The organism is Grimontia sp. THUN1695 (genome assembly GCF_059704325.2).
In genome coordinates this window covers 248250-260443 of the sequence record NZ_AP046577.1, presented here as the reverse complement: position 1 = coordinate 260443, position 12194 = coordinate 248250, and the positions used below count along the sequence as shown (strand labels likewise).

At 51.1% G+C, this 12194-nt stretch carries 15 protein-coding genes and 1 other RNA gene; 2 read left to right on the top strand and 14 right to left on the bottom strand.

Annotated features, from left to right (window positions below):
- Positions 1–32: 32 nt before the first annotated feature.
- The 9 genes from rpoS to AC6IB1_RS04630 all read right to left on the bottom strand — a co-directional run bounded on the left by rpoS (position 33) and on the right by AC6IB1_RS04630 (position 6821).
- A complete protein-coding gene (gene rpoS, locus AC6IB1_RS04670; protein WP_497568016.1) occupies positions 33–1010 on the bottom strand; it encodes an RNA polymerase sigma factor RpoS in 978 nt (325 codons plus the stop codon).
- 54 nt (positions 1011–1064) lie between these two features.
- Complete coding sequence (nlpD, locus tag AC6IB1_RS04665) at positions 1065–2033, bottom strand: murein hydrolase activator NlpD (protein WP_497568015.1); 969 nt, start codon at positions 2031–2033, stop codon at positions 1065–1067.
- A gap of 10 nt (positions 2034–2043) precedes the next feature.
- Positions 2044–2664, bottom strand: a complete 621-nt coding sequence (locus tag AC6IB1_RS04660; protein WP_497568014.1) for a protein-L-isoaspartate(D-aspartate) O-methyltransferase — start codon at positions 2662–2664, stop codon at positions 2044–2046.
- A gap of 10 nt (positions 2665–2674) precedes the next feature.
- Positions 2675–3424 (bottom strand): 5'/3'-nucleotidase SurE, encoded by a 750-nt coding sequence (surE, locus tag AC6IB1_RS04655; RefSeq protein WP_497568013.1) that lies wholly within the window; start codon positions 3422–3424, stop codon positions 2675–2677.
- A complete protein-coding gene (gene truD, locus AC6IB1_RS04650; RefSeq protein ID WP_497568012.1) occupies positions 3405–4463 on the bottom strand; it encodes a tRNA pseudouridine(13) synthase TruD in 1059 nt (352 codons plus the stop codon). Before truD ends, surE begins: the two co-directional genes overlap by 20 nt.
- Positions 4456–4938: a 2-C-methyl-D-erythritol 2,4-cyclodiphosphate synthase gene (gene ispF / locus AC6IB1_RS04645; RefSeq protein ID WP_497569085.1), complete on the bottom strand. Its 483-nt coding sequence runs from the start codon at positions 4936–4938 to the stop codon at positions 4456–4458. The genes truD and ispF overlap by 8 nt, the downstream gene beginning before the upstream one ends.
- Positions 4939–4957: 19 nt before the next feature.
- Positions 4958–5692 carry a 2-C-methyl-D-erythritol 4-phosphate cytidylyltransferase gene (ispD, locus tag AC6IB1_RS04640; RefSeq protein WP_497568011.1) on the bottom strand — a complete coding sequence of 245 codons (735 nt, stop codon included), beginning with the start codon at positions 5690–5692 and terminating at the stop codon, positions 4958–4960.
- 28 nt (positions 5693–5720) lie between these two features.
- On the bottom strand, positions 5721–5993 hold the full coding sequence (gene ftsB / locus AC6IB1_RS04635; RefSeq protein WP_005501884.1) for a cell division protein FtsB: 273 nt from the start codon (positions 5991–5993) through the stop codon (positions 5721–5723).
- A 192-nt stretch (positions 5994–6185) separates the two neighbouring features.
- Positions 6186–6821, bottom strand: coding sequence for a LysE/ArgO family amino acid transporter (locus AC6IB1_RS04630; protein WP_497568010.1), 636 nt, complete (start codon positions 6819–6821; stop codon positions 6186–6188).
- A gap of 296 nt (positions 6822–7117) precedes the next feature.
- On the opposite strand from AC6IB1_RS04630, the gene AC6IB1_RS04625 reads away from it, so the two are divergent.
- On the top strand, positions 7118–7819 hold the full coding sequence (locus tag AC6IB1_RS04625) for an oxidative stress defense protein (RefSeq protein WP_497568009.1): 702 nt from the start codon (positions 7118–7120) through the stop codon (positions 7817–7819).
- 97 nt (positions 7820–7916) lie between these two features.
- On the opposite strand, the gene serA is transcribed toward AC6IB1_RS04625, so the two are convergent.
- The 5 genes from serA to zapA all read right to left on the bottom strand — a co-directional run bounded on the left by serA (position 7917) and on the right by zapA (position 11333).
- Positions 7917–9146, bottom strand: a complete 1230-nt coding sequence (gene serA / locus AC6IB1_RS04620) for a phosphoglycerate dehydrogenase (protein ID WP_497568008.1) — start codon at positions 9144–9146, stop codon at positions 7917–7919.
- Between the two features lie 267 nt (positions 9147–9413).
- Positions 9414–10067 carry a ribose-5-phosphate isomerase RpiA gene (gene rpiA, locus AC6IB1_RS04615; RefSeq protein ID WP_497568007.1) on the bottom strand — a complete coding sequence of 218 codons (654 nt, stop codon included), beginning with the start codon at positions 10065–10067 and terminating at the stop codon, positions 9414–9416.
- A gap of 117 nt (positions 10068–10184) precedes the next feature.
- Complete coding sequence (locus AC6IB1_RS04610) at positions 10185–10787, bottom strand: 5-formyltetrahydrofolate cyclo-ligase (RefSeq protein ID WP_497568006.1); 603 nt, start codon at positions 10785–10787, stop codon at positions 10185–10187.
- 35 nt (positions 10788–10822) lie between these two features.
- Positions 10823–11005: non-coding RNA, 6S RNA (gene ssrS, locus AC6IB1_RS04605), on the bottom strand.
- Positions 11006–11021: 16 nt separating this feature from the next.
- Complete coding sequence (gene zapA, locus AC6IB1_RS04600) at positions 11022–11333, bottom strand: cell division protein ZapA (RefSeq protein ID WP_497568005.1); 312 nt, start codon at positions 11331–11333, stop codon at positions 11022–11024.
- Between the two features lie 271 nt (positions 11334–11604).
- Between zapA and AC6IB1_RS04595 the strand changes: the two genes are divergently transcribed.
- A complete protein-coding gene (locus AC6IB1_RS04595) occupies positions 11605–12174 on the top strand; it encodes a YecA/YgfB family protein (protein WP_497568004.1) in 570 nt (189 codons plus the stop codon).
- Positions 12175–12194: the final 20 nt, after the last annotated feature.

Here is a 12194-nt window from a genome sequence, read left to right as displayed (position 1 = left end):
TCATGAGCACAAAACAGAGGAATCAAAAGATTTTAATGCTCCTGATTGAACAGTGATTCAATGTTCAGGCCCTGGTGAGTCAACATATCGCGCAGGCGACGCAAACCCTCAACCTGAATCTGGCGAACACGCTCACGGGTCAAACCGATTTCACGGCCCACATCTTCCAGCGTAGACGCTTCATGACCGAGCAGACCAAAGCGGCGTGCCAGCACTTCACGCTGTTTCGGGTTGAGTTCCTGCAACCAATGGACAATCGACTTTTTCATGTCGTCATCCTGAGTTGTGCTCTCCGGCCCGCCTTCTTTCTCATCCGGGATGATATCCAGTAGCGCCTTCTCAGAATCCCCACCAATCGGATTGTCGACCGAACTGATACGCTCATTCAGGCGCAGCATTCGGTTAACGTCTTCAACCGGTTTGTCGAGTTGGAAGGCGATGTCTTCTGCTGTTGGTTCATGATCCAGCTTTTGAGCCAGCTCACGGGCAGTACGCAGATAGACGTTAAGCTCTTTCACTACGTGGATGGGCAGACGGATGGTACGCGTCTGGTTCATGATCGCACGTTCAATGGTCTGGCGAATCCACCAGGTTGCATAGGTAGAGAAGCGGAAACCACGCTCTGGGTCAAACTTCTCTACTGCACGGATAAGCCCAAGGTTACCTTCTTCAACCAAGTCTAAAAGTGCCAGTCCACGGTTTGAGTAACGCCGGGAAATCTTGACCACCAAACGAAGGTTACTTTCTATCATGCGTTTACGTGCTGCTTCATCACCACGTAGCGCGCGGCGTGCATAAAGCACTTCCTCTTCTGCAGTCAGTAAAGGAGAGTAGCCTATCTCACTGAGATAGAGTTGTGTCGCGTCGAGTGCCTTTGTAGATGTGGCAAACGATACCGACTCTTCAACCTCTTCAACTACTTCGTCTTCCGACTCAATGGCGAGTTGTTCCATGTCAACGTCGTCAACACCCAAGTCTTCGACTTTCTTTGCAGTATTATTCTGACTCATAGCGCCTCCCAATTTGGCGTAGCAGCTAGACAGTACAGCAAAATCTGTCCCGGATTACCGCTTTGGTAAATACCTTAACGGATTAACCGATTTTCCTTTATAGCGAATCTCGAAGTGCAACCGGACACTGTTTGTACCAGAGCTGCCCATTGAGGCTATTCTTTGCCCCTTCTTGACACTCTGACGTTCTGAAACAAATACACGGTCATTGTGCGCATAAGCACTCAAGTAATCATCATTGTGTTTGATGATGATTAAATTGCCATAGCCTCGAAGCGCATTACCCGCGTAAACCACTTTCCCATCAGCAGAAGCATTCACGCTTTGACCGCGATTACCCGCAATGTCTATCCCTTTGTTACCCAGCTCTGAGCTGGAAAATCCAGAGACAACCCGTCCTTTAGATGGCCATTGCCAACTAATTTCCTGTGACGTTGCAGATGGCTTAATTGCCAACTTATCAACAGATGATTTATTTTTTGTTACAGCCTGACTGTACTCCTTCACTTTTTGCTGTTCAACATTTTTCTTATTTTGAGAAGATGATCCCGACTTATTTTTCGAAGCGATTTTTTGATTATTGGGTTTAGCGTCAGCAGAAGATCCTGAAACAGCAGGCGGTTTCGCTATCACTACGGCAGGAACCGTTGCCGCTGCGCCCGTTGACGTTGCGACAGCTACTGCGGCCCCTTCACCACCGCTGACTTTTTTCCCATACGAGGGAGGGGTGTATTTTTCATGCCACAGGTTCAGTTTCTGGCCTGGGAATATAGTGTAGGGTGCACTCAGTTTGTTGGCGGAGATAATGTCATTGACATCCCGGTCAGTGATATAGGCGATATAATACAAGGTATCGCCCTTTTGCACCTCATAGTAACTGCCACGATAGCTTCCACGCTTAATTTGGCCATAGTCCGGCCCGACGCTTGAAACGGGCGCCGGGCTAGTTATCGAGCACGCAGACAATAACCCCAAAACAGAGAGAAAAACTAAAATTTTCAACTGAATTGAAACCACTGTCACCGAAAGATACCTATGCCAAATCACCAGCGACAAGAGGGACAAAACGTACCGCCTCAATGGCTGTTGTTTCAATGTCATCACCACAACGCGTCACCCGGTAAAGCGTTTGCTCTATCTCGCCAACAGGCACAATAAGAGATCCACCGTCCGCCAGCTGTTCAATTAATGCCTGAGGCATACTAGAGGCTGCAGCGGTTACAATAATGGCGTCGAAAGGTCCTTTACTGGCCCATCCTTGCCAGCCGTCACCATGTTTTGTTGAGATGTTGTAGAGCTCAAACTGCTTAAAACGGCGCTTGGCAACCATTTGTAATTGCTTAATTCGCTCCACGGAATAAACATGCTCAACCAGTTGCGCCAGTACACATGTCTGGAAGCCTGACCCCGTGCCTATCTCCAGCACACGGCTGTCGTGCCTGAGGTTAAGAAGCTCAGTCATTTTTGCAACGATATAAGGCTGGGAAATGGTTTGCCCAAAACCGATGGGCAGCGCATTGTTATCGTAGGCTTGGTGAGCCATAGCTTCAGAAACAAAAAGGTGTCTGGGTAAGCGTGCGATGGCATCCAGTACACGTTGATCTGAAATTCCCTGTTGTCGAAGTCGTTGAATAAGTGAATGCGAGTAATTCACCAATATCACCTTATTGTTTCGTTGCTTGTGTTACCCAGTGGTTCAAAGTATCAATAGTGTCATGCGCTGTCAGATCGACCTGAAGCGGTGTCAGTGAGACACAATTATGCTCAATGGCATAAAAATCCGTACCCGGCCCAGCATCCTGCTTGGCCCCCGGAGGTCCAATCCAGTAAATAGCATGGCCGCGCGGATCTTTATCTTCAATCATATCTTCTGCACGGTGACGCGCACCCAGCCTGGTGACCTGCCAGCCCTGGATCTCTTCCCAGGGCACATCAGGCACATTAATGTTTAGCAGGCGGTTGCGCGGCAATGGTTGCACATTGTCACTAAGCACCACTTTTTTTACCACCTGTGCAGCAGTATGGAAATGCGTGTTGCCGCAAAGGGAGACCGCTATCGCAGGCACGCCCATGAAAAAGCCTTCTGTCGCTGCTGCCACCGTACCAGAATACAGTACATCATCACCCAGGTTAGCGCCGTGATTGATCCCGGCAATGACAAAATCCACTTTGTCTTTCACCAGCGCGTTTAAAGCGACATGGACACTGTCTGTCGGTGTGCCCTGAACAGCGAACCGGTTTTCTGCCACTTCACGCAAGCGAAGTGGATTTTCCAATGTCAGGGAGTTGGACGCACCAGAGCGGTTTCTGTCGGGCGCAACAACAGTCACCGTCGCAATCTCAGACAGCACTTCTGCCAGCGCATTGATACCGTCGGCAAAGACGCCATCGTCGTTACTGATCAAAATGTGCATCTGTCTCTCCCTCGTTATTCTCTTCTATGACTTCGCGCATCACGGCAGTGGCAAAGCCGCCTGCCGGCAATGAAAACTCCACACTCAGTGTGTCGCCTTCATGTTGCCAGCGCATGTCCTGCGGGTAGAGCAGCAACGCACGGCGTTCATGACGCATACGGTTGCCACGTATCACAGCCAGCAGGTGCGGCTCCGTATCCACGATGGCCTGTTCAAACGCTTGTGCTTCCCCTTGTGTCGGCAGCGCATTGTCGCCGGTCATCGGGCCGGTGATTTGCCAATCCTTATTTGCCAACAATGTCTGAGCTGTGGCGATATCTTCCACCAGCAATGTCTCTTCCTGCTCATTGATAAGCAGGTCACCCATCATAGGGGTATGACACAATGATTTTTCGATCCGGGCAGAGAGTACCTGATTGAACAGGTAAGATCGTGCGGCAGACAGGTAGAAACTACGTTTACTCTTGTCCCGGACACGGAACTTGTCCTGTCCCCAGTCGCGTGCGGATGTCACATTGTTTCCGTTGCGGCCAAAACGCTGGCTGCCAAAGTAGTTAGGTACACCTTTGTCACGAATGTCAGCTAGACGCACGTCAATCGTCTCATCGCCATCAAATTCTGTGACCACCAGCTTAAAGCGGTTCCCCGTCAAATCGCCCGGTCGCAGTTTTTTATCGTGACGGGCGGTTTCCAAAATAGCATCCACGCCTTCGTGAGTCGCAACAAACGCTGTGAGATCAGGATCCGGTTGCCCCGGAAGATGCACGCTGAACCATTGTTCTGTCACTGCGTGACGATCTTTCAGCCCCGCCCAGCTCACATCGCAGGATTTCACACCACAGGCTTTCGCCAGTTCATTGGCAACATATTTGGTGTTTTCGCCCACCTTGCGGATACGCACCAGAAAGTGTTCGCCGTGACCAGCCGGGGTGAAACCCAGTGTTTCACTGACAAAAAAGTGTTCGGGTCTGGCTTTAAGGCACCCTTTTGCTGTTGGCTTACCGTGCAGATAAGCCAGAGCACTCATTACATCACTCATTGGAATCCTTACGGATAATCACCACCGCTTCGCAGGCAATGCCTTCTTTGCGGCCAGTGAACCCCAGTCGTTCAGTGGTTGTCGCTTTGACATTAATGTTGCTGACATCCGTTTCCAGATCCTCAGCGATCACGGCACGCATCGCATCAATATGGGGGGCCATCTTGGGTGCCTGCGCCATGATCGTGACGTCCAGGTTGCCAATGACATAGCCTTTGGCTTTCACTTTGGCGTAAACGTCACGCAGCAGGAAACGGCTGTCTGCCCCTTCCCACTCAGCATCGGTATCCGGGAAATGACGGCCAATATCACCGGCAGCAATCGCGCCCAACAGGGCATCGCAAACCGCATGTAAGGCCACATCGCCATCCGAATGGGCAAGCAGGCCCTGTTCATACGGCACGTTCACGCCACCAATAATCACCGGGCCTTCGCCCCCAAATTTGTGAACGTCAAAACCGTGTCCAATACGTATCATTGTTCTTCCTCGTGTCTCACTGGCCGCGTTTGCGCAGGGCCAGAAAAAAAGCGGCGAGCGCGATATCTTCCGGCTGCGTCACCTTGATATTGTCTGCATGTCCTGCCACCAGTTTGGGCGCCCCGCCGGTAAGCTCAATCGCAGAGGCTTCATCAGTCACTGCCAGCGACTGATCCCGCGCCGTTTCAAGTGCGGCCAATAACTGGTCACGCAAAAACATTTGTGGCGTCAGCGCGTGCCAGAGGTTGTCACGACACACCGTTGTTTCAATCTTGCCATCAAGGCTGCTACGTTTCATGGTGTCACGCACAGGAGTCGCGAGAATAGCACCATGGGTGTGGCTAACCGCAGCGTCAATCAGGGCATCAATATCACTGTGGCGGACACAGGGCCGGGCGGCATCATGCACCATCACCCATTGCGCATCCGTCGCTTTCAGTCCTGCCAATACAGAATCGGCACGCTCTTGCCCGCCAGTGGTCACCATCACTCGCTTATTGTGGGCAAGGGATGTGGATTGGAAATAGGCATCTTCAGCACCAATTACGACCACCACGTTTGAAATTCTTGGATGCTCAAGCAGGTAGTGCACTGTGTGCTCAAGCAAGGTTTTATCTTCAATGGTGAGATATTGCTTGGGTAGGTCAGCACACATGCGCTTACCCACCCCTGCCGCAGGAACAATAGCAACGACGTCAGACACGACGGGTTGCGGCGAGCTTAGCGTTTCTTCACTGGCCGGGGTTTTCATGTTTCTCTACTTTGTTTGACGAGAGGGATTAATCACTGACGATCCGAAAGAAGGTTTCTCCCGGTTTGATCATGCCCAGTTCATTGCGGGCACGTTCTTCAATCGCTTCCTGCCCGCGTTTGAGATCAGCAATTTCTGCATACATTTGCTGGTTGCGCTGGTGAAGCTTTTCGTTCGCCTGAGCCACAGACTCAGCAACGGCTGTCACGGCGAAGTAATCCTCTACCCCGTTTTTGCCCCACCAAAGGTGATATTGGAGCCATCCAAACAACACGAACAGCAACACTGTCAGCATTCGCATTGAATTCATCCTCCGTTATCCACACAAACCATTTCCCCCGCCAATAGCGGGGTCAGAAAGACCTAATAATCCCACATTCGTCCCTATCGCACCAGTAATGGCAATGTCAGATCAACGAATTGGGATAAGTATGGTGAAGAATTGCCCGAGAGCAAACAATCTCAGCGCCACAGATGGGCTAAGGGATGGACATTATATGGAAAGGCTGAACAGCCATTTTTGCATCAACAGGAATGCCACATAGAGCATCATGGCAGACACCAATAGATCAACGATCCTTTGTACCTTTGGCCTGGAAAGAAACGGAGACATTTTCGCCGCGCCAAGGGCAATGCCATAAAACCAGACCAGTGAGGCCAGCATCGTACCCACAGCAAATGCCATGCGCTGTGAGGATTCAAGCTGCCCGCCAATCGACCCCAGCACCACCACAGTGTCGAGATAAACATGAGGATTGAGCAGGGTCACCGCCGCCGCACCAAGCAACACCGCCAACAAGCCTTTCCCGGTTTTACCTGTTTGTGTCTGTTCTTTGGCAGGCTCGGCACGCCAGGCACTTTTCAGTGATTGCCATGCATAGGTCAGGAGAAAGGCAATGCCCCCCAGCGTCACCACACTGAGCAGGGTTTCGTTATCCGCCAGCATTGCGCCACCACCAAACACCCCCAGGGCAATCAAGGCAAAATCGCAGAGAAAGCAAAGCGTTGCCGTTGCAATGTGGTGATGCCGACGGATTCCCTGATTAAGCACAAACGCATTTTGCGCCCCGATCGGGATAATCATCGAAAGCCCCAAGCCAAATCCCTGCAGTAATACTGTGCTACTCATTGCTGTATCCCATGACTTTCATCCCGTGGGGTTAAATTAGTCACATGATAAGTGATCCTAATGAGGTACGCACGAGAGGGATAGGTTACTGCTGGTGTAAACGCAGATCATTCAACGGGCATTCATTCAAGAAACGCCACCGAAAGCGGGGTATTGGCAGAGATGACCTCGGCCTGCCTACGTTATGCGCGAACGGTGTTCGACAATGGAAAAATATCCCGCGAAGTGTGAATCTTTTCTATACCCGTGGAGTCATATAGTCAGATAATCTCGAAAAACAACGTGGAAACAAGACCATGAAAAAACATCTGATTGCCTCGCTCGTTGGCGCAGCGCTTGCGTTCACCGCCCCTTTCGCCTCTGCCTCAGCTCCCGAATTTCCCCATCTGGAAACAACAGGTGTCGGGGAAGTGGTTGCGCAACCAGACACGGCCACCATCAATGTCGCGGTTTCACTGACCCGCGACACTGCACAGGCGGCAAAAAAAGCCTCTGACGATGCAGTTATTGCCTTACTCGGACGCCTTGAAAAAATGGGGGTAGCCCAGAAAGATATCGAAAGTGCCAACCTCAATATCCAGCCACAGTACACGTACCCGAAAAATGGCGAGCCCAAACTGGATGGCTACCGTGCCAGCCGCAATGTCACCGTCACCCTCACTGATCTGGCCATGCTCAACAACGTTTTGGACGGCGCACTGGCTGATGGTCTCAACCGTGTGAACGGCATCCAGTTTTCCTCCAGTAAAGAAGCCGAATTAAAAGAGCAGGCCAGAATAGCGGCCATCCGGGATGCACAGGCCAAAGCCGCCTCACTGGCTAAAGGCTTTGACCTGGATCTTGGTGGCGTATGGGAAATCCGTTACATGGATGCAAGCCCGAACCGTCCGGTCGTAATGCGAATGGCAGAGTCGTCAGCCAATGTGGGCGCGAGTTACCAGGATGCGGAAATCACCGTCCGCGATCAGGTGGAAGTGGTATATAAGCTGGGACGATAAGTTTCCGCAACGCTTTCGTCCAAAACCAAAATGGCCGCAGGTGCGGCCATTTTTATGGTCAGTAAGACGTGTTGCTTTGGAACAAACAGACAATCTATCAGTGGAGAATCCGCGCGCGAAGGGTGCCTTCAATCGCTTTAAGTTTCTCCAGCGCTTTCTCTGACTGCTCCGTTTCAACATCAATCACCACATAACCGTATTCTGCATTGGTCTGCAGGTACTGACCGGCGATGTTGATACCTTCTTCTGCAAAGATGGTGTTGATCTTGGTCAGGATGCCCGGCTTGTTCTGGTGAATGTGCAGCAGGCGCGAGGTGCCTGTGTGTTCAGGCAACGACACTTCCGGGAAGTTGACACAAGACAGGGTCGAACCGTTGTCTGAGTACTTCACCAGTTTACCGGCCACTTCGATCCCAATGTTTTCCTGCGCTTCTTGCGTCGAGCCACCGATGTGTGGTGTCAGGATAACGTTGTCAAACGCCTGAAGTGGCGACGTAAATGGGTCGCGGTTGGTTTTGGGTTCGGTGGGGAACACGTCAATGGCCGCACCGCCAATATGTCCGCTTTCTAGTGCACCGCACAGGGCATCGATATCCACCACTGTACCGCGCGCAGCATTGATGAAAATCGCGCCCGGCTTCATACGCGCAAACTCTTCACTGCCCATCATGTTCTGGGTGGAATCGGTTTCCGGCACATGCAGGGTGACCACATCACTTTTATTCAACAGCTCTGACATCGAAGCCACCTGCTGAGCGTTCCCCAAAGAGAGCTTGTTTTCAATGTCATAGAAGAAAACCCGCATTCCGAGGTTTTCCGCCAGAATACCCAGCTGGGTACCAATGTGGCCATAACCAATGATACCAAGGTTTTTACCGCGCGCTTCAAATGAACGGTCAGCCGATTTCATCCACTCGCCGCGGTGTGCCATGGCATTTTTCGCCGGAATGCCGCGAAGCAGAAGCAGGATTTCGCCGAGAACCAGTTCAGCAACACTGCGGGTATTGGAGAATGGGGCGTTGAATACCGGAATACCGCGTTTCGCAGCCGCGTTTAAGTCAACCTGGTTGGTACCGATACAGAAACACCCTACCGCCACCAGCTTCTGGGCTTTTGCAAATACCTGTTCGGTCAGTTGAGTACGGGAACGAATGCCAACGAAATGCGCATCAGCAATGGCCGCTTCCAGCTCTTCGCCCGACAGGGAACCTTTGTGATACTCAATGTTGCTGTAACCTGCGCCCTGAAATACTTCCAGCGCCGTTGGGTGAACACCTTCAAGGAGAAGGATTTTTATTTTGTCTTTTTCAAGCGACACTTTAGCCATGCAATTCTCATCCTTAAAAAAACCTGCATAAGAAACCTGTTTATGTCTTCCAGACTGCGGTACCTTTGGCGTTGTTTTCTATTAGGTCCGCTCAATTAGTGACTAAGGTAACAAAAATTTTTTTACATGGGTAAGAATATTACGTCATAAGTACGAAAAAAAACGGTGCCAGAAAGGCACCGCTAACGTGTTGAGTTACTTAAACGCAAACGTTTGGCTTTTACTTAAAAAAAAGTAAACACTTAAGCCGCTATTGATTAACAATTTTCAGCTTTTTACTACACCGTTTGCCGTGCCTTCCAGCACCACATCTGCACCACGGTTAGCAAACAGACCCACAGTGACAACCCCCGGGATCGCATTGATCTTGTCTTCCAGCTCTTTCGCATTGGTGATTTTCAGGTTGTGAACGTCCAGAATGACGTTACCATTGTCGGTAATACAACCTTCACGGTAACAAGGATCGCCGCCCAGTTTCACCAGTTCACGAGCCACATAAGAGCGCGCCATTGGGATCACCTCTACCGGCAGGGGGAACTGGCCCAGTACATCCACTTTTTTGCTGTCATCAATAATGCAAATGAACTGCTTGGCGATCGCGGCAACGATCTTCTCGCGGGTCAGGGCTGCGCCGCCGCCTTTGATCATTTCATTGTTTGGGTTGATCTCATCAGCACCATCAACATAGATATCCAAGCTGTCTACCTCATTGGCATCAAACACCGGGATGCCAATTTTCTTTAGGCGTTCGGTCGAAGCCTCTGAGCTGGACACCGCACCTTTAATTTGCTCTTTGATGGTTTCAAGCGCATCGATGAAGTGATTAACGGTTGACCCAGTGCCGACACCGACAATACTGCCTTTGGTCACGTATTCCAGTGCAGCCCAGCCAGCCGCCTTTTTCATTTCATCCTGAGTCATGAGGATCTCCTGCTAAAATAGGGGAAAAATTGCGAGGCCGATTATACAGCTCTCACTCTCGCACGGGCAGGTTTTTATAAACCCAGATCCCATTCTTGCCGATCCATACTGATCGTGTCAGATCGGCCATATCCAGTGTCTGGAAGGTGTCAGGATCTCCGGCAGCGGCACATCCCACGCTTCAACAGGCAGTGCACTTACCTGCTGACAATCATGGGCAATACCGATAGGTTTCGCACCACAGCGTGATGCATACCAGGGGGCAAGCGTGCGGTCATAATAACCGCCGCCCATGCCAAGGCGCTGACCATGGTCATCGAACGCCACAAGCGGGGTGCAAATTACATCGAGCCGGTGGGCTGGCAACACATCAAGCACGCTCAGTTTAGGTTCCAGAATGCCATACCGGTTTGCTACCAGCGTGGAATCAGGATGGTAATGCAGAAACAACAGGTGGCCTTTACTGAAAGGATGAATCACCGGCAAATAAACCGCCTTGCCTTCACGCCAGCAATGTTCAATTAAAGGTTGGGTATTCAGTTCGCCGTCAACAGACAGGTAAAGCGCGATGCATTGGGCTTGGCGGATGCAGTCTGCGTTCTGGAAATGAGTCAGCACGTCGCGGGCAGCCTGACATTGCTGCTCATCTGTCAGTGACTGTCTTTTAGACCGGATGGCTTTTCGCAGTTCATTGCGCAGGGAAGACGTGGTTGCTTGCATCGGCTTTCCTTGCCGCAAAGCGGGTTGATGTTAGGGAAAGCCCCGGAGTGCCGTTGGGATCTTTTGCCCTTGAACCCTGCGGTTCAAGGCGGATGAGAAGAATAAACCGCAGGCTTCTCGGTACGGGCCGAGCTTGCTCAAAAGTCTATAACATCCCACCCTTAGGTGTGCTTATCGGCTCAGGGACGCGGATCCGCTGACGCACACTCCAGGGTCAACTTGGTGTGGAAAGGCTCACCCTTCCCTCGACGCGCTGTGTTTTAACAACGCCTCTTCAATCGTCTGTTGCAACAGCGAGATACGCTGTGCCATGTCAGCCTGCTCATCAATGCTCTTTTGCCTTTCGGCCCGTAACTCGTAGCAGACGTTCAGGGCAGCAATCGTCAATAACTGCTCTGTATTCGTTACTTTAGTGCGCTCAGACAATTCATGCAACCGTTGATCAAAGTCGTTTGCAGCATCCGTCAACGCCTGCTCCTGCCCGGTTGGACAGTTTACACGCATTGTTTTGCCTAGGATTCGAATTTCAACAGCCTGCGTAGTCATATTTTTTCTGGGCTCCCTTCAAAGCACGAGATCGCACCCTGACGTGACGGGCGCAAACTATAGAAAATGGCAGATTAAACTGCAAGTCTATCCTATAGCGTATTGGCTCACGACGCACCAATCAGACGAAAAGTCGTCAATATGATGAAAATCAGAGCTATCGAGATCCTGTTTAACGGTTTTGCTTTTTTCAATCAACAAGAACAGTTCAGTGACTTGGCCCGAAGTGTTAGGATACTGGCAATAAATAACCGGTACCCAAGGTGACCCCGTGACCCAAGTAACTTTACCTGAATACAGCAGCATGGCTGCCACACTAAACGCTGATTCCCTGGCCGTAACCCCAGCGGAAATGCATGGACTACTCAGTGGTATGCTGTGCGGCGGACTCGACCCGGAACGGGGTAACTGGATGCCGATGCTTTATGACTACACCAATGATGGCGCAGGCTGGCCCCATCAATCCAAGGCACTGGCAGCAACCAGTATTGGCCTTGCGAGCGCCGCACTGACCAGTGGACAGATGGATTTTAACATCCTGCTGCCGGAAGAAGGTGTGTCACTGCTTGACCGTGCCGATGCCCTGTCCGAGTGGTTGAATGCATTTATCGCCGGTATCGGTCTGGTGGGTATTACTGCCGGTAAGCTGTCTGAAGACACCAAAGAAGTGCTTTCCGATCTGTCTGAAATTGCCCAGCTTGGCATTGATGAAGATGACGATATGGAAGAGCAGGCACAGCTGCTGGAACAGGTGATTGAACACGTTCGTATCTGTGCCATGACCCTTCATGCAGAGTTGAGTACCAAACCACAGACTGAAGAAAAACCGACCCTTCACTAAGGTCTGTTGACCCAAAAGGG

Bases quoted from the DNA above. Each gene is read 5' to 3' on its own strand.
- truD (WP_497568012.1), bottom strand. From the start codon at position 4,463: ATGAGTGATGTAATGAGTGCTCTGGCTTATCTGCACGGTAAGCCAACA.
- AC6IB1_RS04625 (WP_497568009.1), top strand. From the start codon at position 7,118: ATGAAAAAACATCTGATTGCCTCGCTCGTTGGCGCAGCGCTTGCGTTC.
- rpiA (WP_497568007.1), bottom strand. From the start codon at position 10,067: ATGACTCAGGATGAAATGAAAAAGGCGGCTGGCTGGGCTGCACTGGAA.
- surE (WP_497568013.1), bottom strand. From the start codon at position 3,424: ATGCACATTTTGATCAGTAACGACGATGGCGTCTTTGCCGACGGTATC.
- ftsB (WP_005501884.1), bottom strand. From the start codon at position 5,993: ATGCGAATGCTGACAGTGTTGCTGTTCGTGTTGTTTGGATGGCTCCAA.
- AC6IB1_RS04610 (WP_497568006.1), bottom strand. From the start codon at position 10,787: ATGCAAGCAACCACGTCTTCCCTGCGCAATGAACTGCGAAAAGCCATC.
- ispD (WP_497568011.1), bottom strand. From the start codon at position 5,692: ATGAAAACCCCGGCCAGTGAAGAAACGCTAAGCTCGCCGCAACCCGTC.
- serA (WP_497568008.1), bottom strand. From the start codon at position 9,146: ATGGCTAAAGTGTCGCTTGAAAAAGACAAAATAAAAATCCTTCTCCTT.
- AC6IB1_RS04630 (WP_497568010.1), bottom strand. From the start codon at position 6,821: ATGAGTAGCACAGTATTACTGCAGGGATTTGGCTTGGGGCTTTCGATG.
- rpoS (WP_497568016.1), bottom strand. From the start codon at position 1,010: ATGAGTCAGAATAATACTGCAAAGAAAGTCGAAGACTTGGGTGTTGAC.
- zapA (WP_497568005.1), bottom strand. From the start codon at position 11,333: ATGACTACGCAGGCTGTTGAAATTCGAATCCTAGGCAAAACAATGCGT.